The organism is Lamprobacter modestohalophilus, from assembly GCF_016583905.1.
Lineage (GTDB): Bacteria > Pseudomonadota > Gammaproteobacteria > Chromatiales > Chromatiaceae > Lamprobacter > Lamprobacter modestohalophilus.
The window spans coordinates 1-19,569 of the sequence record NZ_NRRY01000010.1 but is presented as its reverse complement, the minus strand read 5'-3'; the positions used below and the strand labels follow the sequence as shown (position 1 = coordinate 19,569).

Here is a 19,569-nt window from a genome sequence, read left to right as displayed (position 1 = left end):
GCGTTTGACCAATGAGCCTTGCATTTAGGGAGCGAGCCTCCCGATTTGCAAGGATCGACGGGAGCAATGGTCACCGCGTCGATCTCAGCGACGTAGGGCGATCTGCAGCGCGGATATCTCTGACACCCGCTCTCATGCAAACTCCAACAAGAGGATCAAGCCTGATGGCCAATCACGCACTGCGTGTACCCGAATCGCTGTACGCCGATGCCCGCCAGGTCGCTGAAGAAGAAACGTGTCCATGAACCAATTCTTCGTGACGGCCATCGCTGAGAAGGTCTCGGCGCTCAAGACCGCGGCGTACTTCCGCGAGCGGCGCGAGCGCGGTGATCTGGCGGACTTCGATACGTGGCTCGCGGCGAGTCCGGACCTGGAGCCAGAAGCGGCGGACGCATTGCGTAACAACTGAGAGGAGAGCGGCATCAACAGCCGGGATGCGGCGTCCTCGCTGTCCCGGCGACGAGCTTCGCAAGCAGGTTATACGGAAAGTGTTTTAGGATTGCGTGTAATCGAGGCAATGCAACCCCGCCACCTGTCCCTCACCGCGCGGACGCTCTACGCCTAGTTGCTCGACTTGGCCATGATCGAGGCCGCCGAGGATGGGCTCGCACGCTGTCCTGGATCGGTCGTGCGCAAACACATCCGCAACGGCGTCTACGTCTACTTCCAATACCGTTCGCTCGAAGGACGAACCCGGCAGCTGTACCTCGGCCCCGACAACGAGGCCACCGAAGCGCGTACCCAACGACTGCGTGAGCTCGCCGCAGCCCGGGCCGAACAGCGCGACTCGACGCAAGCGATCGCGGCCGCCTTTCTCGCCGCTGGCGGATTTCGCACCGAGCATGCCCCGATGCGTGTTCTGCGCGCCTTCTCGGATGCGGGCGTGTTGCGGCCGGGATCGGCGCGACCGGTGCTGATCGGAACCCACGCGTTCCATGCACTGGGCAATCTGCTCGGCGTGCGCTGGGACAGCCCGATGCAAACCCAGGACATGGATTTGGCCGCCGATGCCGATGTCGATGTCGATCTCGCGATCCCCCCCGACATGCCCGGGATCAGCTCCACACTGGAGCAGCTCGAGATGGGGTTTCTTCCGGTGCCGGCACTCGATCTGCGCGCACCCTCGACGTCGTTCAAGGTGCGCGGCCAAAGCCTGAGAGTCAATCTACTGACGCCACTGGTGGGTCCCGCCCGCGCCCAGAGTGACTTCGTCCTCGCGCTCGGTGGGACTGCCCAACCGCTGCGTTTTCTCGATTATCTCATCGAAGCCCCCGTGCCGGCGCTGCTGCTCAGCCATCGCGATCTCGTCCTGACCAACGTTCCCGACCCGGCACGCTTTGCCTGGCACAAACTGCTGGTGTCCGAAGAACGTCCGCTCGCACAAGCCGCAAAGCGCGCCAAGGACCGCATGCAGGTTGCGCAGCTGCTCGCGGTCTTGCGCGAAGAGGCTCCCGCACAGCTTGCCGCGGCGCGCGCTGAGCTCGAGGCCCGTGGACGCGGTTGGGCACAACGCCTCGAGCGGGCGCTCGCTCAGGCTCAGTCGGTCTGATCCTGGCGATTTGCGCTCTGAGCAGCGCCCGCCTTCCCCAGGCCCGCTCGCGCTGCAAGCGGGTTTTTATCTTTACACCCCTCGACGCCCGAGGAACCATCGTTCCCATCACACGAGCCCCCAGCCTTGCTCATCCAGGATGTCAACGATGCCGTTGCCGGTCTCCGAGCGCCATGACCACAGCGAGCCGAGGTTTTCCTCACACAAGGCCTCTGCGCAGCGACTGAATACCGCGAGATTCGTGGCCCCAGGCAACGCACGCGACGGATACAGGATGCCATCGGGGGCTTGCGGCGCCTCGAAGATCCAGCGCGACCAGGTTTGTGGCAGCGCGTAATCGACCACGGCCAGCAATTGCGCATCGAGGTTGAGCGCGGCCAAGCCGGAGCCGGTCAGCTGTGCCAGCAGGAGATCGCGCGCGCTGTGGATGCGGTAGAGCGCGCGCTCATCAAGCTCGCCTATGCTAACGAACTTGTCGACCGCAGGCGGGTAGCGGTCCATCAGGTTGTGACCAAAGGTCTCAGCGAACGCGGTTGCCGGCGCATCAGCGACGTACAGCACACCATAGTCGCCTCGCAGGTCGTTCCAGCGCGCCAGGTGAGTGGTCGAGAAGTGCAATGCTGTGGCGTGACGGCGATGCGTGATCCGAGACCAAACCTGGCCAGCCGGCACCGTGAGCAGACGCAGCTTGGCATGGCCACCGACGGGTGGATCAGGAAGCGCCATGGCGACAGCGGTTGGGGTCTGGACCGGGCTCGGTCTAAGCCGCCAACTGCTGATCGAATTGCTGCGCCTTGCGCTTGAGCAAAGCGCGCACCGCCGGCTCATCCGCGCGCAAAGCCGCGATCGGCGTGGTGCCCAAGTCGCGATCCGGCGTGAGGAAGAACCGCAGCTTGGCCGGCGCACTGTCGGTCTCCAGCACGGCGAGCAGCGCGTCGAACCCCGGCACGACCCGACCGGCCGCGACCTCGAACTGAAACACCGGAAACACCTGGCGGGCACCACGCGGCAGCGCGAGCAGTCCGCCACGACGCACGCGCTTGCGCACCGCATCGGCGCTGATATCGAGCAGCTGCCCGACCTCAGCGGCGCTCAGGGTACCGCCGTGCTGAGCGAGCAGACGACGCAGCGCGAGCTGCCCCTGCAGGCGCAGACGCAGGGTCTTCGGCGTCAATGGATCATCGCTAAGCGCCTGAATGAGCAATTCGGCGACCAGCGCCTTGTCATCCAACGCCAGGAGTTGGGCCTCGCGCCCAGGATGGCCGAGCCCATCGCGCATCCCGATGAGCTCGCGCACGAACGCGGTGGTCGCGCGATCGAAGACACCCGCGGCATCCGGTTGATCGGCCAGCTGTGCCCGGGCCTGCTCGAGGACTTCAGCCAGAGCGCTCCCGTCAGGGCGCGACGAGGCGACAGCGTGCCTATCGATGGTCTCGTTGGTCCACATGGTTGAAGCTTAGTGGACAAACGCGACCCACGCCAGTGGCGGTTTTTTTTTGTCTCTGCGCAACGCGGCGCCCGTGGAACCAGGGCGTCATCGCTGACAAGTGTTCCACGGTGCGTTCCACGCTGCTGCGGTGAGCGCTTAAGCGCTTGTCTCGCCAACGCTTTCTCTCTCCCCAGCCGGGGTTGCACCGGGCATGTTCCACGCCCTACCGGGTCTGCTCACGGTCAAAACCGCCCCAAACACCAAAGATTGCAACAGAGGGGGGGTTCTGTTGCAATCTTGGGTTTTGAGATACCGTTAAAGTACATACCTGATACCGATGTACGGTATGATTTGCGGCCTCGGTCACGCCAGTACAGGCGTTTTAGCGCAGGGCACCGACACGCGCCCCCACGCGATCAGACCACCGCTCGCGTTGAGAAGTGGCCATCAAAAAGCGTTCCGCGCTGTGTTTGTGACCCACAATGGAGACCGCAGGCGACACTCGAGACCCAAACACGCTCAGGGGTAACCACGATGCAGGTAGCCGTCCGCGATCTGAAAGCCCATCTCTCGCGCTTCTTGACCCGCGCCCAGGCCGGGGAGGCCATCGAGGTGACCTCACACAACCGGCTGATCGCCCGGATTGTTGGCGTACCAGCTGAGGCCGCCGTCGCGCTGCGCGCGCCGATCGCGCAAGGTGCCTTGACCTGGACCGCGCGCAAGCCCCGATTACAGCCCCCGCTCGCCCTGGCCGAGCAGGGCACTGCGGTGAGCCAGATGGTGCTGGAGGATCGCGGTTGACGCTGTTTTGCGACACCTCGGCGTTGATCAAGCGCTATGTGCGTGAGCCGTACACCGAGGAGATGCTCGCTGCCGCCGATGCGGCCCCGGCGCTCGCGGTCTGTCGGATCGCCTGGGCTGAGGCCATGGCGGCGCTGGCCAGATGCCTGCGTGAATCACCGGCGGATGGCGCAGCCATTGACCGCATCCGCGAGCGCCTGTGCACCGACGGGTCTGATGACCTCATCGTCGAAGTCACCCAAGCGCTGGTCGAGGTGGCCGGTGACGATGCTGATACCTTTGCCCTGCATGGGGATGACAGCGTTCAGCTTGCCGCCGCCCAAACGCTGTCGGTGTCACTGCAAGCGCCCGTGCGGTTCGCCTGCTTTGATCGTCGATTGGAGAACGCCGCCCGGGTGCTGGGTATGAAGCCGGCCTTTGAGGCCAATGCTGACGTTTGATCGTCCGCACCGGTGCCATGACCCGCCAAGCCCCGATCACCCTGGATGACGTGCGCCAGGCCATCTACGACTGCCTCACCGCCTGTGAAGCCCCGAGCGCCGATCGGCTGCTCGCTCATCTCAAGCGCGGCTCCAAGACTACGGTCCTCAAGTACCGTGACCAGGTGATCGAGGAGATCCGCGGACAACTGCAGGGCCACGCCTTACCGGCGGGGATGCCGGAGGCGTTACAGGCGCCGATTGCGGCCTTCTGGCAAGCGGCGCAGGAGGTGGCCTTTGCCCGCCTGGCCGAGGAACGCGCGGCGCTGCAGCAGCAGATGGACTCAGCCGTTCAGGACCGGGAGGCGGCATTGGCGCAGGCTGCGGCTTCGGATCAGGAGCGCGAGCGCATCCGAGCACTGGCCGAGGAGCGTCAGGCGCTGATCGAGAGGCTGCGCGCCGAGCGCGACCAGGCCCGCGAGGAGGGCAGGGCGACACAGCGCGCCCATGAGCAGGCAGTGCAGACGCTTCAGGCCAAGCATGAGGCGGAGCGCGACGGGCTGAGCCAGCAGGTCGAGCAGAGCCGGGTGCTGATCGAGGAGCTGCGCATCGAGCAGGCGCGCGAGCGCGAGGTCATGGCCGGTCAGGAACAGCATTATGTGCGGGTGATCGAGGAGGTGCGCGCCGAGCGCGATGGGCTCAACAAGAAGCTGGAGGCACAGACGCGCCAGAGCGAGCAGCGGGTGCAAGAGTTGAGTAAAGCACTGGCCTCACAGCAGCGCCAAGCGATGCAGGCCGAGGTCGAGCTCGGTGTGGCGAACGCGGAGGTGGAGCGTCTGCGTGAGGAGGTTGCAGACGGCGCACGGGCCTTGGCTGAAGTGCGGGTCAGGGAGCAGGTGGCTGTGGCGCAGCGGGATCAGGCGCGGGAGGCCGAGCGGGTGGCTCGGGAGGCGGAGGAGGAGTTACGGCGCGAGGTGGATGCGCTGCGGGTTCAAGTTGAGCCTGTTAAGGAGGCTTAATCGTCTTTAATTCGGGTCTAGGTTCGGATATAAAATCTCCATCATGCCGGAGAAAAGATCCCGGTCTTAATCCCCTTCATAGCGGAGCAGCGTTCAGGCCGGGCGGTGGAAAGGGGAAGTCGGCGTCTTGCATTCGCGGTTGGGATGGCCATATTGTTTTTCGTCAATCCAGCCAGTCCTCAACATGCTTCGTTTGTTCGGTCTCTCATGCCGAGCCAGCCTTGAAAGTGTCGTTTCGTGCTGGGAGTTTTACGAGTTCGGACGATACTTCCGGGAGAAGTCATGGTGAGTCAGGTTGATCAAAATCCGAAAGGGGGCGTCAAACGCCGTGACTTCCTGGCGATGGTGGGCGCGGCGGCAGGGCTTGCCGGGGCTGGATTTCCGTTTCTGCCGAAACTCTCGGTAGCGGCGACGCCGGCATTGGAGGCGGCGCCCGCCGGCGCGGTGATCGCGCGGGTGGGGATTTATCCGGCGATTGGCATCTGCCGGGTCGGCGGCAGCCAAAAATGGTTTCTGGCCCCTGAACTGCCGGGCGTTCCTCCTCGTCCCGAAGGTGGGTTCAAGGACGGGACCAGCAAGCTGAAAAAGCAGGTCCAGCGCTTTCGGGTCTATGCGTTCGACAGCGAGGGGCGAGTGATCAGCGAAGTGACCGACGCTGAGGCCAAGATCGAATGGCGGGTACACCTCGCTAACAGCAAGGCTGCTTGGTACGGATTCAACAATCCTTTGGACAATGCCGACGCCCCGGGTTTGCCGGGTCAGCAGCGAAATCAGTACTTCCATACTCGCGAGCAGCGCGAGCGCATGCTGGTGATTGATCCCGGCGCGGTGTCCATCAGCGGCGTCAAGGTCAATTGGGACGGCGACAGTGCGGACCACGCCATGACCGGCCGTTTCTGGGACAGTGTGGACGTCAGTTTAGGGCAGGTGCGAACGGACGAGGCGGGGCGGCTCCTAGTGGTGCCGGCGGACGGTATTGCTGACAGTCCGAGAGGCGCCCCGATCACCAGCTTCGCCGACAATGACGGCTGGTATGACGATTGGTGTGATGGCCCGGTGGACGCGACTGTCACGCTACCCGATGGCCGGGTTCTGCAGGCGGACGGCGCCTGGTTGGCCAGTGTCGGACCTAATTTCGCACCGGAAATCCCGCCGATCAGCACGCTCTATGATGTCATCAACAGTATGAACTGGGAGGAAGGTTGGACCGACCTGCCCGAGGGACCGCTCTCTTTCCGTCGGGATATCTATCCGACCTTCCGCCGCACCGCGCTGATGGAGTGGGTTTCGGCCGCCGCCAATCTCCGCAAGGGCTGGCTTGATATCGGTGATTTCTCTGATCCCGGCTATCTGAAGCGTTTGGCTGATTCGAGCGCGGACAACAAGGCGTTCCGTCTGGAGGTACTCTCCAACTTCCGCGACCCGAATGCAATGTCGCAGACCGCGTTCATCGAGCAGCATCTTAAGATCCCGATGATGCCGGGTGACGGCGTCAATCACAACAGCAGCCCGTTAACCTGGTTCCAGTTTCCTAAGCTGCAATACAAGATGTTGGAATTATGGGCGGAAGGACAGTTCGTCGATGATTTCTCCGACGCAACCCTGGACCAGGTGACGACGATTGATCAATTGCCGGTGGCGGTCCAGCCCTTCGCACTGACTGAGGCAGCACTTGAGCCCTGTTCTGGCGGGGCGTTTCATCCCGGCGTTGAGCTTTCCTATTATCTGCGTCTGGCGCCGCTCTATCAGCGCCATGCCAATGCCGATGCGGAGCCTTTTCGGATTGCCCGCGGCAATCGTGCTTCCCTCGTGCAGAATGTCGGCATGATCATCGATTTCGACGCGGTAACGACCGCCAAAAATGGCGAGACGCCGCCGATCGGCCCGCAAATGCCCGGTGATCTGACCCGCTGGATGGGTCTACCCTGGCAGCCCGACGCATTTAGCTGTCAGCGTGTCGTCATGCAGGATGATTTCCCGACGCCGGTCTGGTGGCCGGCGCTGCTGCCGGTGGATGTGCTGCCCGAGGTCTATTATGAGCAGATGATGCGCGAAGACCTCTCTGCCGAAGAGCGAGTCAAATTCTTTGAGAACCGGGTCTGGTGGGCGCGTGGCGTCCCGGGCATCGGCTATCACGCCAATGCCAGTTACTGGGACGGCATTCGCAACATGATCAACCTGTGGCAGGAGATGGGCTTTGTCATGGCCCGTCCCGGCCCGGCGGACGGCCAGCGGCCTGCCGGTATTCCAAAGACGGTCTATGTCGAGGTTGGGCGTGGCAGCGTTGAAAACCGATTTGATTGGCAGCCTGATCACGGGCAGTTGCCGTAAGGGGTAGGCAGGGTAGGCCCGCTCATGGCGGCACCGATGATTGTCGCCGGGGCAGGCATTGCCGGAATGGCTGCCTGCCTTGCGTTGGCCAAGGAAGACCAGCCCGTGCTCTGGATCGCCCCCGGCCTGTCCGACGAAGCCATCTCCTCGGACAAGGGTCGGGCTTTGAAGGACAAGCCGGGCGAAAGTCTGGCGGCGGCGGCGGAGCCGTTACTGCAATCTCTGGGCCTTGGCGGTTGTCTGGACGATCCGGCCCATCGGCGGGTTGAGGTCACCTACAGCAGCTGGGGTGGGGATGCCTTGCTTGAACGAAACCGCCTCGGCATGACAGGTCGCCTCGGCTATGTGGTGCATCGCGGAATGCTGGAGTGCAACCTGGCGAGGGCTGTGGCGCACTGTCGAATGGTGGAGTGTCTCGGCGGCAGCGTGGTGGCGGCGAGTCGAGAGGCTGACCTCTGGCGCATCAGGGTCGCCCTGGATCAAGGGGGCGAAGAGGAGGTCAGTGGCGGGTTCATCATTGACGCCACTGGCCGCCAAGCCGCCGTCAGCCGCCGTTTTGCCGCCATGAAGCGACAAGATACACTGATCGCCGCCTACGATTTCCTGGTGCAGCAAGATGAGGATGTCGAGCCGACGCAAGCCACCTTGATCGAAGCGGTTGCCGAGGGTTGGTGGTATGGCTCGCTGCTTGCCGACGGCCGGCTTGCGCTCAACTTTTATTCGGACCCTGACTTACTGCCGAAGGGGCTGCGCCATCGCATTGAGCCGTGGCAAGCGTTGGCACGGCGGAGCCGCTATGTCGGGCGATGGATCGAGAGTGCGGGCTTTGCCCTGAGCGCTCCGCCGAGTCTTACCAGCGCCGGCACGACCTGGTTAGAACCTACGGTTGGCGTTGGCTGGGCGGCGGTAGGAGATGCGGCAGCGGCATTTGACCCCCTGTCCGCCCATGGGATGACGACCGCCCTATGGACCGGTATCGAAGCGGCGCGGGCAGCAGCCCAAGCGGTGGACGGATCGGATGCGGCGCTGGCAACCTATGGCGATCGGGTGCAATCCGGCATCACGCGGTTTTTGGTCAGCAGAGGGCAGGTTTATGGAAGGGAGCGGCGCTTTGCTGACCAGCCCTTCTGGCGCCGTCGTTTGCTCGCTTGAGGGCGGACTCCGGTGCGTCTAATGATCGTGAGACAGAACTATCAACTTCAAAGGAGATGACCCATGAGACCCTCCAAAAGCTTTGCGAAATTTTGCTTGACGGCTTTGGCCTTTAGCTCGTTCCTGGCCGTCAACGCCCAAGCGCGCGACGACATCACCGCCTATCCGTCGACGGCGGTTGAAGGATTGCCTTATTCCGGCGCTGTCAAGGCTGGGGATACGGTGTATGTCGGCGGTGTGCTCGGCACCGCGCCTGGCACCAAGGAGCTTGTGCCCGGCGGCATCGGCCCGGAGACCCGGCAGTCGCTCAATCATGTGAAGGATATGCTGGAACTGGCCGGAGCCTCGCTGGATGACACCGTAAAATGCGTCGTACTGCTTGCCGATATCGATGATTTTCCGGCGATGAACGACGTCTATCGTGAGTTTTTCCCGAAAAACCCGCCGACCCGGTCGACCATTATCGTTCCGGCCATCCCGCTTGGGGCTGCCGTTGAGGTGGAATGCAACGCGTATCTCGGCGACTGAGGGGGCGGTCTGAGCCCAGGCTGAAGATTCCCGCGACTGGATTGAATTTGTTCTCGCTCTTGCCTCGCCCCGACGGAAGGGTCGTTCCAGCAAGCGTGGGGGGTCTTTAGCGACCTCGCCATCTCCTCAGCGCTGACTGCGCCAAAGCGAACCCGTAGCTGTAGCGACCTGCAAACATCCGCTGATCCGAACAAAGACCCTCGCGCAGAACAGCCCATCGCGCTCCGGCTTGAAGGTCCGCATGTTGATGGTCTCCGGTTTTCTGACCTCACTGTGGGACTATAGTGGACCCCGATATTGGCAGTTAATCTGGGCTGAAATCTGGGATGTTTGCAGGCCGAGCACCGGATGTTTGCAGGTTGCTACAGGTAGTCGTCTGGAGCAACCACCGCGAGGGCCAATAAGGTTGTTTAGCGTTCGGTGAGTTTACAGGAATACACACCGCAAATAGTTCGCATTACTTCAAGGGTTGCGCTTCTTCTGATTTATGACCCTAGGTGCCAGGCCGGCGTGATCGTGACGCCAATGCCACTGTGACCAGGAATAAACGCGTGCAATGTTGATGCTCGAAGCCCTTCATGGGTCATCCCTTAGACGTCCCAGAGTGCATCCATCGCAAGCAGGTAACGCCCCTTTGTGTCTGGCGCCGGTGAGCGATGAATCGCCCCTCGCTTTGCGTTACCGGGCCAGGCCGAGCCCTTCAGTAGGACGATGTCGAACGCTTCGGCGCATCCGCTGGCCGGGCACGACTGAGTCGCCTCCTCGCGCAAGTTCAGCCCATCCAGCCTTCTATCCTCGATCCATTCCGTGCCTGGGCCGCGGTAGGTGCAGAGTAAGCGAACACCGGTACGATCCCGGTGCCAGCGTGGGCACATGGCCTGATCGAGTCGCTCCATACGCACGCCAAGCGCTGGACAGCCAAGCAGGTCTGCATAGAGCTCGGCGAGGAAGGCAAGATCGTTTGCTAATGCGGCGCGATCATTGTCATCGCCCTCACAAATGGGCAGCGGCCAAGTCGACGAAGGCATCTGCGCCGTCGGCGCCGAGGTCACGAGACGGAAGCCGCGCCATGATCGCTGATCCAGGTTGGCCAGATAGCGCTCGATCTCGGGTGTCGGGGAACGCTCGAAGAGACAGACCTGCGTGGTTTCGGTAAAGACGTCGACTAGGTCGGCGAGTTCAGGCACAACCCGCGTGTGCGGAGGCTCGGCCCCAATGTCGTGCGTCGGCTGGAACAGCTGAGCGTTGAGTGGCAGCGTGACAACGGTTTCAGGCATGGCAGGGAGCACTCGCGTCCGCGGGTGAATGGTCGATGCGCGCGAGGGCCTCGTCGTTCTTACGCACCAGCTTGCGATACCGATCGCGGGGCAACTTTTGGCGAAAGTACGCCCGTTGGCGTGGGCTCATAGAGTCCTCATCAGCGATCGACTGCGCGTCGTTTGGTGCAATGTTTTGGGTATCTGCGACTCGGGTTTCAGCGTTCATAAGCGGGGACTGTTGGCTTTTCGAAAAGTTATGTTATAGCATTATTGGCCATTGGTTGACTGGAGAGTAAACAGCATGACTGCCATGGCGCTCAACGACCTCGTGACGCCGCACGGCGCCGTCGCATCGGGTTCCTTTGGCGACTCCGCTGCGCCACGACGACTGCCGACGCTCACGAGCGTGATCCTAGTCGACGACGCTCAGCAGCTTCACAACATCGGCCATCCGAGGGTCAGCCTTGTGCTCTGGCGGCGGCGGGCTGATCCCAAGATCGCACGGGAAGTCGCCGGTTTGACGACCAAACGGCTTCTGAACGGGCGCATTGCGTTGAGCGCCGCCGAAACGCAAGCGCAGTGCATGGCGCGGTTGCAAGGGCTGTTGCAGGAGTCTGGAATCGAGTCGGCAGGGTTTGGCTGGTGGCTCGCGGATATGGCCATGCTCGCCGAACGATTCGCGGATCTGGTCACGCGCACCCTGGGGCCGAGCCCCATCACAGCCCGGGTCGAGACGCTCGATGATGTCGCCTGCCCGCGCTTCCACGTTGATCGCACGCGCCTGCGCCTGCTCTGCACCTATCGCGGGCCTGCAACCGAGTGGCTGCCCGATGAGGAGGTCGATCGCGTCGCACTCGAAGGTCGGCAGCCAAACGATCAGATCCAACGCGGCGCCCAACCGCGCGCCTTGGAGCCGTTCTGGGTCGGCTTGTTCAAGGGCGAGTGCTTCCCGGGCAATGCCGGCCGCGGCCAGGTGCATCGCTCGCCAGCGGTGCCGCCGGACGGCCTGCGCGTGCTCTTCTGTCTCGATGCTTGATGCCTTGGCAAGGACCGCTGATCGCGCCGTCTTTTCCATCCTCTCTCTCGAGCCCAGGCGGAGCCAAGGTCGATATCCGAGCATCCCGCTGCGCCCGACGGGTGAACCCCGCCTTTGATCGTAGGACCCCTGAATGAATGCTGAACTCATCCCCATGCAAGAGGCCGATGCGCGGCTTCCCGTGACGGTCTTGTCCGGCTTCCTCGGCGCGGGCAAGACCACCCTGCTCAACCACATCCTCAACAATCGCGAAGGGCGTCGCGTCGCCGTGATCGTCAATGACATGTCGGAGGTCAACATCGACGCCGATCTGGTGGGCAAGGAGGTCACCCTGAACCACGCCGAGGAGAAGCTGGTCGAGATGAGCAACGGCTGCATCTGCTGCACCCTGCGCGAAGATCTGCTGCTCGAGGTCGCGGATCTGGCGCGGGCGGGACGCTTCGATTATCTGGTGATCGAATCGACCGGTATTTCGGAACCGTTACCGGTCGCCGAGACCTTCACCTTCCGCGACGATCAGGGTGTCAGTCTGTCCGACCTGGCGCGCTTGGATACCCTGGTCACCGTTGTCGATGCGGTCCATTTCCCGGTCGATCTGGAGCGCGCCGATGAGCTGGCCGAGCGTGGCGAATCGCTCGGTGAGGAAGATCAGCGCAACCTCGCCGAGCTGTTGGTGGATCAGGTCGAGTTCGCCGACGTGATCGTGATCAACAAGACCGACCTGATTAGCCCGCATGAGCGCGAGCGGTTGCGTCATGCCCTGCGCCAACTCAACCGCCATGCCGAGATCCTGGACGCGCACTTCGGTCAGGTATCACTGGCCGAGGTCGTTGGCACTGGGCGCTTCGACTTCGAGCGCGCGGCGAGCGCACCGGGCTGGCTTGCTGAGTTGCGCGGTAGCCACACGCCGGAGACCGAGGAGTATGGCATCACCAGTTTCGTCTACGAGGCGCGTCGCCCCTTTCACCCGCAGCGTTTCTTCGACGCCATGCAACAGGACTGGCCGGGAAACCTGCTGCGCTCGAAAGGTTTCTTCTGGCTCGCCAGTCGTCACGATTTGGCCGGACATTGGTCGCAAGCGGGCGGGGTGGTGCGCCACGGGGCGGCGGGTTGGTGGTGGTCGGCGGTCTCAGCGCCGAACTGGCCGGATGATCCGGAGCAACGTGCCCGGATTCTGTCGGACTTCGAGGGCGACTTTGGCGACCGGCGCCAACAGCTCGTATTCATCGGGCAGCATCTGGAAGTCGAGGCGATGCGGGCTCGGCTCGATGCCTGTCTGCTGACTGAGGACGAGTTGGCGGCGGGGCCTTCCGAATGGTGTTCGTTTACGGACCCGTTTCCGGTCTGGATGCGCGATGCTGAGGACTGAGTTTACCTTTCGATTTCAGCGCACTTCCTAGCAAACCTGCACACGACGCATGCGAGTCGCTTATTGATGACTGAAGAACCCAAACTCGACCCCGCCACTCGTGCGCGTTACGAGGAAGAGCGCTTTCCGCAAAACTACGAGAGCTGGCGTTATTGCATCGAGCACAAGTGCGGTCTGCGTCTGACTCCCGACTACATCCAGCAGCGAATTGGCATCTTGACCGATCCGCGGCAGGAGGAAACCCAGCGTTTTGCGCGGACTTACGGGAATGCCTATCTCGCCCAGGTTGTGGCTTGGTTTGAGCGCGCGGCCGCTGCCAGTTGATCACGAGCAGCTGGGTCATTGGCTGTTGCCGATCGTTCAGCAAGACAGCGCTGCATTCAGAACGCTGCCGCGAGCGAGAGCACAAGGCTGCGCGGAGGCCCTGGATAGAAGCCAACCGTTCCCGAGCCATCATCCTGGGCGTCGATCGCGCCGATGTACGCCTCATTGAAGAGGTTGCTGAGCTCAAGGCCGACGCGCACGCCTTGAAGCGAGCCAAAATCACCACTGGGTCAGCGGGACGCTGGGCAGCGTCCCGCAAAAAAGGCCTCCAGCCCGCAACGCGTACCCTCTGCGCTCTGACAACTACCAGCCTGCATATCAACCTCGCCACCCGTGATGGCGCAGTAGATCTCGGCCTCGGTGTCGTAGCCGGTCACCTTGAGGCCACCTGCAGGGCAGTCGCCTCGCAACAAGGCCCACTCCTCGCACTGGCGATTGTCCTCGAAGACACAGACGCCATACTGGCCGGCATTGGGGCGCGTGCGCATGTCCAGCGTCCCTCCAAGCTTGATGCAGTTCACCGATGCCGGGTTCGCCAAGCCCTGCTTGGTCGGGGCTTTGGGTGGATCAGCCGCGAAGACGAGCGTCGAACCGATGAGGCCAAGCACTGCGAGTAGCGTCAGGCGACCTTGTCGAGCATGAAACAGGGGCATGGGTGAGCAGGTCATCCAACGGCAAAAGGGATTCGTATCCTGAGTGACTGCCGGGCGCAAATCAACCCTGCCGGCGTTGCCATGGAAGCACGGCAGCAAGAGCGATGTGCGCTTGGCGAGCCTCAGTGGTGAGGATCACAGGCGAGCGCATCGCGCTGCCGCCGCAACGGTGGCGGTTCACTGCCGCAAGAGCCGACTCACCGCGCATCACCCGAGGCTTCTGGCACAGTGAGGTAGGTCTTCGGCAGATCGGTCCCGTCGACCTCGATCACGCTGCTCTCGAAGAAGCTGCCGATCATGGCCGTTTGGCCCGCTGCATACTCGCCGATCGGGAAGGCATCCCCGCGCAGTCCATAGGTTCCCTCTCCAGGCGGCATCTTGAAGAACACACGGCAGGGATTGGAGTGACACAGGCCGGTATCTCCGGGCGCGAGGGTGATCTCGCCCCAGTCGCTGACAAAGTGGCCAGTCGTGGCACAACCCGCGAGCAGGAGCGGAAGGAGCGCCAGGACAGCCCTCTGAGACGGTTTGGTGTTCAGTGTCATCGACCTTTAGACAACGGCCGCTCAGTCCCGCTCAAACGAACAGATCGATCAGCGTTCCGAGCGTCTCATCGGCCGCCTTGACCACCTGGGCGGAGGCCTCCGTCTGCCGTTGGCCGATGCGCTGGCTCACCAGTTCCTGCGCGAGATCCGCCTCCGCGCCTCGTGCGCCATTGGCCTCAAAGTCGCTCGTGTGCCGCGCGATGTTGCCGGCGGCATGGCTCACCGTTTGGAAACCGCGCTGCAGGCCAAGCAGGCCAGCGTCGAATGCGTTGATCGCCATATGATCTCCACCCTAAAGCAGAACAAGCTTGCCAGGACACACACCGAGCTTAGCTTCTCCGTCGGCCAAAAACCCTTTCACCTATCCGCTCATGTGTCCATGCCCGTTCAGGTTGGTGCAACATTGGGCGCTGATCTTTGCACCCAGCGTGGCAGATGCCGCGTCAGGCTCAGCTTAGGGGATTCGCCAAACATGGACCACGGCAGCGTTGATGTTGTCGTAACCACCCAGGCCGCGCTCGACCAAGAACAGGCGCTGACCATCGGTATCGAAGGCAACGCCACCGGCGCCGGCGCAGACGTTGCCATCGACTGGCTGGAGCAGCAGCTCGTTGGGCTCCCAGGTGGCATAGGGCAGCACCGACCAGGGCTCGCGGCTGCCGGCGGCCACTGCGGCCAGCTCATCGATGTCGTAGAACAGGACCTGGCGGCGATAGGGACCGCCGTGGTAGCCACGGCTTTCGTTGCACCAACGCCGACATTCTTCAGGCGCTGGACTCACCGGGCACTCTGGATCGGGCTCGGTAGGATCGCAGTAGTAGCAGTTGGTGCTGGCCTTCAGACCGAGGATCAAAATCGCATGCCGGCTGCCATCGCCGACGAAGCCGGCGCCGGTCCAGTCATCCGACATGCTATAGCCGGGGAAGTCGCAGCTGACGACTTGCCCGCCGAGGCCGATGTCCGGTCCGGCGCAGTCCGGATAGCGGGCGCGATAGTAGAGCAAGGGCAGGGCGTCGAGTTCGGCCCCAGCAGGCGCGCTCGCCTCGGCTGGGAAGGCGAACAGGGTAGGGCCTTGCGAGCCACCAGCCGCCGGATTGGCGGCTGGGTCGGCTTGCAGCGGTGTGCCGCGTGCGCGGCCGGTGATCAGCCTTCGGCCGCCGAGCGCGGCATCGGCATACCACTGCGGAACCGCGAACAGATACTCGCCCATCTTGCGTCCGTTATAGATCGGGTCGGCGCTTGGGCCAACGTGGAACAGTCCCTCGGCATTGGCGCCGTTCTCGTCGCTGCGCCAGAGGGTCGGGAAACTGGCGTCGCCAAACACGCCCTCGGGATACCACTGATTCAGGCTGCCGTAGAGCATCCGATCGCTCAAGCCCGGCACGGCGATCTGCTCGATGCCAGCGACGAAGACATAATGTTCATCGTCCGCCCTGCCCACGAGTCCACCATCGAAGGCGGTTGGGCCAAATAGCAGGCTCGCAACGGGCAGCGTTTCCCAGGTCGACGCACTCGCTCCCCGCTCGGGCGCCGGGATCGCGACCTCACCGAAGCGCGCCTCGCAGCCGGTCATGCCCTCCCAGCAGGGCTCACCCGTCGCGTTCACCAGACCCTGGAAAGCGGTCACCAGCAAGGAGCCGCTGCCGCTGTCGCCTGCGGGGGTGTAGCTCATGCCACGCGCACCCCAATCGAAGCTGTCCGGCAGCCTGAACGCACCCTGATAGACCAGATCCTCAGGCTGCAGTCTGGCGCTGGTCGGCGGGGCTAAGGCGTCGACGGCAGCAATGGCGCGCTCGACCGAGCTGCTCTCGGCATCGACATCGGCCATGATCGCAACCGCCGTATCGATGGGTGGGTAGACGACATGGCCTTGCTCGAGACAAGAGACGACATAGTTGGCCACCTGTAGCCGATGATCCCGCACCGGCACGTCATCGCCTTGCGTGCCGTCGAGGATGTTCAGCGCGATGGTTTGCAAACCCATGCGACCAGCAACGAGCTCACCGGTGTAGAAGGCAAGCCCGGCGGGGTCTGGATCACGCCCGAAGAGCTGCTGATAGAGGTTGGTGACCAACTGGGTATGATCGAGGCGGCCAAAGCGGTCGTCGAATTCCGCCGAGACGCCAAAGGCGTCGATAATGCTCGCCAAATCGCCGCCGTCGGCCCCCAGCCGATCCGCCCAATAGGCCAGTCCCGCCGCATCCGCGGGGCGCCCATAATAGGCGACATAGGCCTCGGTGACGCGCTGCTCGGCGGCGGAGAAATCGCGCGTCGTGCAGAGAGCCGCCGATCCCGCTGCAGGCATGAATGACAGCAGGATGGCAGGTAACATCCAGATCAGGGCCACCGGCTTCAGGTCAGTGTGGACGGCCATCTATCGACTCCTAGATGAGTTCGATGCAAGCCCCCTCGAACCTTTTGGCATTGCTGAAAGGGCTGACTTACAGGATAGTCGTTCGGATGGAAACCGCGAGTGGGCGAGGCTAGAACCGACGTCAACGCCTGAGCTCATCCATCCAGGAAGACAGAGGAAACAACCGATGCGGCACCTGACCCGACCAACCCGTTGGCCGATGCTGCTGGCGGTGACGATCATCGCCATCGTCGCAGCGCCAGCAGCGGCATTCGCCAACGCCTGCACGAAGTTGGACAAAGCGGCCTGCGATCGACAGGCGACCTGTACCTGGGTAGCCGCCTACAAGCGGATGGACGGGGTCAAGGTCAGCGGCTTTTGTCATCCACGAGACCGGCGTGATAAGCCCCAGCAATGACTGAGGATCAGCGTTGTTGGTCAAGCCCACCGACGATGCTGCTGTGCCCCCAGTATCCGATCCACCCATAATCATCCACCCCATCGGGAGTGTCGCACCCGCTCAGTCGCCAAATTCCAAGGCGATCTTCGCCGATGCCGCGCCATAGGCGCACAGGGCGTTCGTGACATCCGCTGCGGCAGCCAGTCCTAGGCTTTGCTCCAGATCGTTCTTGATGGCTGCGATCACCGCATCGACTTCTACGAGCACGCCTTGCCATCGCGGGTCCTCGTCAGTTGGATGACCACTTGCCGATCCCGGATAGCCATCAGCGATCAGCGTCGCGAGCCCGACTGACCGCGTCTGCAATCGCTGGGCAATTCGCTGAGCCCCAGGGTCGCCGTCGAGCAGTGTCGTGCTGAAGTGATAGCAGGCGTCGATCAGTTGCTGAATATCGCGCCAGAAGAGGATCGACTGGTGTCGCGGGATGTCGTCCGTTTGCTGCACGACCGCTGCAGTCCGTGCCGTCGGTTGCGACAGCGCCTGCGGCTCCTGCCACGCTGAGTGGTCGCTCGGCGTTTTGGTGCGCACGTTCACTTCGCCCAGTAGCCGGTTCACCAGCTGGTTGGTTTCCTTGCATGCATGCTCCAATTGGATGAGTCGATCCTGCTCAGCACGGTGACGCCGTTCTTCTGGATCGCCACCGAGAACCCGCTCAATGAGTCTCGCGGATACGATCAGATCGTCTTCAGGATCTAGGTCCGTAGCGGTCTGACACCGCGGCCATGTTTGAGATGCGCCACGTGATCGATTTCTGAAGTGCGTCGTTTTCTTGACGGTCGGTCGCTCGGACGCGTTCATGAAAGCACTCGCTATGATGAGCGCGAAGACTAAAGGAGCTGTCACGACCAACGAGAGGTGCGTGATTGCGCTTATCAGGGTTGCAATAACGAGCGTGAGCAGACAAGCCAAGACGATAGCTAAGGTCATCCCCGTCTCCCATATTGCGTTGCCGCGCTATTCCTCCACCTGTCTCACAGATCAGCGACCACCGAAGATCGCGGAAATGCTGTGCTGAAAGGCCCTGAGGCATCGCTCGATAAACCCGAACTGCTGCGGCCAATCGTACTCATCCTCAGCATCAGCGTTGATCTCGGCCGTGATCCAGTAATTCATCCCTGGCTCACGTTCGCTCCAACGCAGCAGAGTCGCGATCGCCGCCTCGAGAGCGGCTTCCTGGGCTTGCAATTGCCGGTACTGCATGGCCGCGTCTGGGCCGTGGATACGAAGAAAGACGCCAATACGATCAGCGGCTCGAAACGGCTTGAGCGTCAGCCCGGCATGGCCAGTCGCGATGCTCAACGTTGCCCCGGCGTGCGGTCCTGGCAGTGTCAGCGGACTGCCACGCGCTTCGAGCCAGTGCGCAAAGCCTTCCCAGTAAGCCCGCCGACGCGCGCCTAACTCGGTCTGCTCTCCGGAGGCGACTGCGCGGGCGGCGTGCGCCGCGCGGTTGCTCCAGTCATTGGGTTTCGCCACGACATCAAAGCGCGGTGCGGGCGGCGAATCGCCAATGCGCCAGAGTTCGACGACCACACCGAAAAAGCGGTATCGGGGCTCTGTCGCCTGGTTCAGCCAATCCAGCGCCGCGCGGTGCTCCTCGGTGAACTGAGCTGCGATCCAAATGACAGTATCCGCGTCGAGTCCTGCCTGGTACGTCAAGGTTTGGCCAGGGTGTCCGTGATCCGTGCGCTCGAGTTGGTTCTCGATCAGCACCAAGCGATCTGTTGCTACATCGCGGCACAGCACATCGGCGCGGAACGGTCCGACGTTCACCTCAACCCCCTCAAGTTCCAGTTCGAGCCCGAGGGTGGCACCCAACAGCTGAAGGTTGTCGTGCTCGGCTAACCAGGGGGTGAACACGCTGGCTTCATTGGCCCACCCCACACGCAAATCCACAGCGGTTAGGGTTGCTAAGGGTGCGGCCTCAACATACTGTGCTCAACAGCAGCACGCCGCCCCAAACTGATCGATCTTCTGCCAGAACTGCGCCCAGCGTCCGACGGTCTGTGTGAGCGCGCGCAGGCTGAGCACGATGCCGGCGCCCTTGGTCTTCCAGCGCATGCCTGAGGCGCAGAGGCGCTGCTTGACGAGGGTCTTGCAGGCCGCCTCGATGACCCCTGAGCCGATCGGCAGTCCCTCGGCAACGAAGCGCGGATAATCCATCTGATGGCGGTGGTTGTCGAAATAGGTCCGCGCTGCACGGACCTCACCGCGCAGCGTCTGCGAGAGCCCGCGGCGATCCGTGAGGCGGGTGGCCTCGGCGATCAACTGATCGAGGGCGTTGGGGTCGTGCTTGAGGTGGTGGCAGTGGTCGTGCTGCCAGTCCTCGCGTCGCTGCGTGTCGC

23 protein-coding genes and 1 pseudogene are annotated in these 19,569 nt (G+C 62.9%); 12 read left to right on the top strand and 12 right to left on the bottom strand.

Going from position 1 to position 19,569, the window contains the following annotated elements:
• Window positions 1–241 precede the first annotated feature (241 nt).
• Complete coding sequence (locus CKO42_RS08175; RefSeq protein WP_242479226.1) at window positions 242–409, top strand: hypothetical protein; 168 nt, start codon at window positions 242–244, stop codon at window positions 407–409.
• Between the two features lie 171 nt (window positions 410–580).
• On the top strand, window positions 581–1,549 hold the full coding sequence (locus CKO42_RS08170; RefSeq protein WP_200241866.1) for a GSU2403 family nucleotidyltransferase fold protein: 969 nt from the start codon (window positions 581–583) through the stop codon (window positions 1,547–1,549).
• 108 nt (window positions 1,550–1,657) lie between these two features.
• Here the strand turns inward: CKO42_RS08170 and CKO42_RS08165 are convergent, their stop codons facing one another.
• The gene (locus tag CKO42_RS08165) at window positions 1,658–2,275 is read right to left on the bottom strand and encodes an RES family NAD+ phosphorylase (protein WP_200241865.1); all 618 of its coding nucleotides are present in this window, start codon (window positions 2,273–2,275) and stop codon (window positions 1,658–1,660) included.
• A 34-nt stretch (window positions 2,276–2,309) separates the two neighbouring features.
• On the bottom strand, window positions 2,310–2,996 hold the full coding sequence (locus tag CKO42_RS08160) for a hypothetical protein (RefSeq protein WP_200241862.1): 687 nt from the start codon (window positions 2,994–2,996) through the stop codon (window positions 2,310–2,312).
• 516 nt (window positions 2,997–3,512) lie between these two features.
• Between CKO42_RS08160 and CKO42_RS08155 the strand changes: the two genes are divergently transcribed.
• The 6 genes from CKO42_RS08155 to CKO42_RS08130 all read left to right on the top strand — a co-directional run bounded on the left by CKO42_RS08155 (window position 3,513) and on the right by CKO42_RS08130 (window position 9,228).
• Entirely contained in the window at window positions 3,513–3,779 is a 267-nt protein-coding gene (locus CKO42_RS08155) for a type II toxin-antitoxin system Phd/YefM family antitoxin (protein ID WP_200241859.1), read from the top strand.
• Window positions 3,776–4,219, top strand: a complete 444-nt coding sequence (locus tag CKO42_RS08150) for a type II toxin-antitoxin system VapC family toxin (protein ID WP_200241857.1) — start codon at window positions 3,776–3,778, stop codon at window positions 4,217–4,219. Before CKO42_RS08155 ends, CKO42_RS08150 begins: the two co-directional genes overlap by 4 nt.
• Before the next feature lie 17 nt (window positions 4,220–4,236).
• Complete coding sequence (locus CKO42_RS08145) at window positions 4,237–5,217, top strand: DNA-binding protein (RefSeq protein WP_200241852.1); 981 nt, start codon at window positions 4,237–4,239, stop codon at window positions 5,215–5,217.
• 285 nt (window positions 5,218–5,502) lie between these two features.
• On the top strand, window positions 5,503–7,548 hold the full coding sequence (gene goxA, locus CKO42_RS08140; RefSeq protein WP_200241848.1) for a CTQ-dependent glycine oxidase GoxA: 2,046 nt from the start codon (window positions 5,503–5,505) through the stop codon (window positions 7,546–7,548).
• A gap of 24 nt (window positions 7,549–7,572) precedes the next feature.
• Complete coding sequence (gene goxB, locus CKO42_RS08135; protein ID WP_200241845.1) at window positions 7,573–8,700, top strand: glycine oxidase maturase GoxB; 1,128 nt, start codon at window positions 7,573–7,575, stop codon at window positions 8,698–8,700.
• A gap of 63 nt (window positions 8,701–8,763) precedes the next feature.
• Window positions 8,764–9,228 carry a RidA family protein gene (locus CKO42_RS08130; RefSeq protein ID WP_200241842.1) on the top strand — a complete coding sequence of 155 codons (465 nt, stop codon included), beginning with the start codon at window positions 8,764–8,766 and terminating at the stop codon, window positions 9,226–9,228.
• A 590-nt stretch (window positions 9,229–9,818) separates the two neighbouring features.
• Here the strand turns inward: CKO42_RS08130 and CKO42_RS08125 are convergent.
• Together CKO42_RS08125 and CKO42_RS08120 are read right to left on the bottom strand one after the other, a co-directional pair.
• Window positions 9,819–10,505: a DUF1826 domain-containing protein gene (locus CKO42_RS08125; RefSeq protein WP_200241840.1), complete on the bottom strand. Its 687-nt coding sequence runs from the start codon at window positions 10,503–10,505 to the stop codon at window positions 9,819–9,821.
• A complete protein-coding gene (locus CKO42_RS08120) occupies window positions 10,498–10,635 on the bottom strand; it encodes a hypothetical protein (RefSeq protein ID WP_200241838.1) in 138 nt (45 codons plus the stop codon). The genes CKO42_RS08125 and CKO42_RS08120 overlap by 8 nt, the downstream gene beginning before the upstream one ends.
• Before the next feature lie 153 nt (window positions 10,636–10,788).
• On the opposite strand from CKO42_RS08120, the gene CKO42_RS08115 reads away from it, so the two are divergent.
• The 3 genes from CKO42_RS08115 (at window position 10,789) to CKO42_RS08105 (ending at window position 13,216) form a co-directional block, all read left to right on the top strand.
• Window positions 10,789–11,523 (top strand): DUF1826 domain-containing protein, encoded by a 735-nt coding sequence (locus tag CKO42_RS08115; protein WP_200241836.1) that lies wholly within the window; start codon window positions 10,789–10,791, stop codon window positions 11,521–11,523.
• A 133-nt stretch (window positions 11,524–11,656) separates the two neighbouring features.
• Window positions 11,657–12,892: a zinc metallochaperone GTPase ZigA gene (zigA, locus tag CKO42_RS08110; protein WP_242479225.1), complete on the top strand. Its 1,236-nt coding sequence runs from the start codon at window positions 11,657–11,659 to the stop codon at window positions 12,890–12,892.
• A gap of 66 nt (window positions 12,893–12,958) precedes the next feature.
• Entirely contained in the window at window positions 12,959–13,216 is a 258-nt protein-coding gene (locus CKO42_RS08105; RefSeq protein WP_200241834.1) for a hypothetical protein, read from the top strand.
• Window positions 13,217–13,272: 56 nt separating this feature from the next.
• Here the strand turns inward: CKO42_RS08105 and CKO42_RS08100 are convergent, their stop codons facing one another.
• From CKO42_RS08100 to CKO42_RS08080, 5 genes are all read right to left on the bottom strand, one after another.
• Window positions 13,273–13,416, bottom strand: coding sequence for a hypothetical protein (locus CKO42_RS08100; protein WP_200241831.1), 144 nt, complete (start codon window positions 13,414–13,416; stop codon window positions 13,273–13,275).
• Between the two features lie 30 nt (window positions 13,417–13,446).
• Complete coding sequence (locus tag CKO42_RS08095; protein WP_200241829.1) at window positions 13,447–13,869, bottom strand: putative hemolysin; 423 nt, start codon at window positions 13,867–13,869, stop codon at window positions 13,447–13,449.
• Window positions 13,870–14,066: 197 nt separating this feature from the next.
• Window positions 14,067–14,414 carry a hypothetical protein gene (locus tag CKO42_RS08090; protein ID WP_200241827.1) on the bottom strand — a complete coding sequence of 116 codons (348 nt, stop codon included), beginning with the start codon at window positions 14,412–14,414 and terminating at the stop codon, window positions 14,067–14,069.
• A gap of 31 nt (window positions 14,415–14,445) precedes the next feature.
• On the bottom strand, window positions 14,446–14,694 hold the full coding sequence (locus CKO42_RS08085; RefSeq protein ID WP_200241825.1) for a flagellar basal body rod C-terminal domain-containing protein: 249 nt from the start codon (window positions 14,692–14,694) through the stop codon (window positions 14,446–14,448).
• A 174-nt stretch (window positions 14,695–14,868) separates the two neighbouring features.
• Window positions 14,869–16,788 carry a DUF4214 domain-containing protein gene (locus tag CKO42_RS08080; protein WP_200241823.1) on the bottom strand — a complete coding sequence of 640 codons (1,920 nt, stop codon included), beginning with the start codon at window positions 16,786–16,788 and terminating at the stop codon, window positions 14,869–14,871.
• A gap of 166 nt (window positions 16,789–16,954) precedes the next feature.
• Between CKO42_RS08080 and CKO42_RS08075 the strand changes: the two genes are divergently transcribed.
• Window positions 16,955–17,185, top strand: a complete 231-nt coding sequence (locus CKO42_RS08075; protein WP_200241821.1) for a hypothetical protein — start codon at window positions 16,955–16,957, stop codon at window positions 17,183–17,185.
• Between the two features lie 102 nt (window positions 17,186–17,287).
• Here the strand turns inward: CKO42_RS08075 and CKO42_RS08070 are convergent, their stop codons facing one another.
• The 3 genes and pseudogenes from CKO42_RS08070 to CKO42_RS08060 all read right to left on the bottom strand — a co-directional run.
• Entirely contained in the window at window positions 17,288–18,154 is an 867-nt protein-coding gene (locus CKO42_RS08070) for a hypothetical protein (protein WP_200241819.1), read from the bottom strand.
• Window positions 18,155–18,205: 51 nt separating this feature from the next.
• Complete coding sequence (locus CKO42_RS08065) at window positions 18,206–19,084, bottom strand: DUF4268 domain-containing protein (RefSeq protein WP_200241817.1); 879 nt, start codon at window positions 19,082–19,084, stop codon at window positions 18,206–18,208.
• A 78-nt stretch (window positions 19,085–19,162) separates the two neighbouring features.
• Window positions 19,163–19,569: pseudogene (locus CKO42_RS08060) on the bottom strand (ISKra4 family transposase); the annotation flags it as partial.

Bases quoted from the DNA above. Each gene is read 5' to 3' on its own strand.
- CKO42_RS08175 (WP_242479226.1), top strand. From the start codon at position 242: ATGAACCAATTCTTCGTGACGGCCATCGCTGAGAAGGTCTCGGCGCTC.
- CKO42_RS08170 (WP_200241866.1), top strand. From the start codon at position 581: ATGATCGAGGCCGCCGAGGATGGGCTCGCACGCTGTCCTGGATCGGTC.
- CKO42_RS08165 (WP_200241865.1), bottom strand. From the start codon at position 2,275: ATGGCGCTTCCTGATCCACCCGTCGGTGGCCATGCCAAGCTGCGTCTG.
- CKO42_RS08160 (WP_200241862.1), bottom strand. From the start codon at position 2,996: ATGTGGACCAACGAGACCATCGATAGGCACGCTGTCGCCTCGTCGCGC.
- CKO42_RS08155 (WP_200241859.1), top strand. From the start codon at position 3,513: ATGCAGGTAGCCGTCCGCGATCTGAAAGCCCATCTCTCGCGCTTCTTG.
- CKO42_RS08145 (WP_200241852.1), top strand. From the start codon at position 4,237: ATGACCCGCCAAGCCCCGATCACCCTGGATGACGTGCGCCAGGCCATC.
- goxB (WP_200241845.1), top strand. From the start codon at position 7,573: ATGGCGGCACCGATGATTGTCGCCGGGGCAGGCATTGCCGGAATGGCT.
- CKO42_RS08130 (WP_200241842.1), top strand. From the start codon at position 8,764: ATGAGACCCTCCAAAAGCTTTGCGAAATTTTGCTTGACGGCTTTGGCC.
- CKO42_RS08125 (WP_200241840.1), bottom strand. From the start codon at position 10,505: ATGCCTGAAACCGTTGTCACGCTGCCACTCAACGCTCAGCTGTTCCAG.
- CKO42_RS08120 (WP_200241838.1), bottom strand. From the start codon at position 10,635: ATGAGCCCACGCCAACGGGCGTACTTTCGCCAAAAGTTGCCCCGCGAT.
- CKO42_RS08115 (WP_200241836.1), top strand. From the start codon at position 10,789: ATGACTGCCATGGCGCTCAACGACCTCGTGACGCCGCACGGCGCCGTC.
- zigA (WP_242479225.1), top strand. From the start codon at position 11,657: ATGAATGCTGAACTCATCCCCATGCAAGAGGCCGATGCGCGGCTTCCC.
- CKO42_RS08105 (WP_200241834.1), top strand. From the start codon at position 12,959: ATGACTGAAGAACCCAAACTCGACCCCGCCACTCGTGCGCGTTACGAG.
- CKO42_RS08095 (WP_200241829.1), bottom strand. From the start codon at position 13,869: ATGCCCCTGTTTCATGCTCGACAAGGTCGCCTGACGCTACTCGCAGTG.
- CKO42_RS08090 (WP_200241827.1), bottom strand. From the start codon at position 14,414: ATGACACTGAACACCAAACCGTCTCAGAGGGCTGTCCTGGCGCTCCTT.
- CKO42_RS08085 (WP_200241825.1), bottom strand. From the start codon at position 14,694: ATGGCGATCAACGCATTCGACGCTGGCCTGCTTGGCCTGCAGCGCGGT.
- CKO42_RS08080 (WP_200241823.1), bottom strand. From the start codon at position 16,788: ATGGCCGTCCACACTGACCTGAAGCCGGTGGCCCTGATCTGGATGTTA.
- CKO42_RS08075 (WP_200241821.1), top strand. From the start codon at position 16,955: ATGCGGCACCTGACCCGACCAACCCGTTGGCCGATGCTGCTGGCGGTG.
- CKO42_RS08070 (WP_200241819.1), bottom strand. From the start codon at position 18,154: ATGACCTTAGCTATCGTCTTGGCTTGTCTGCTCACGCTCGTTATTGCA.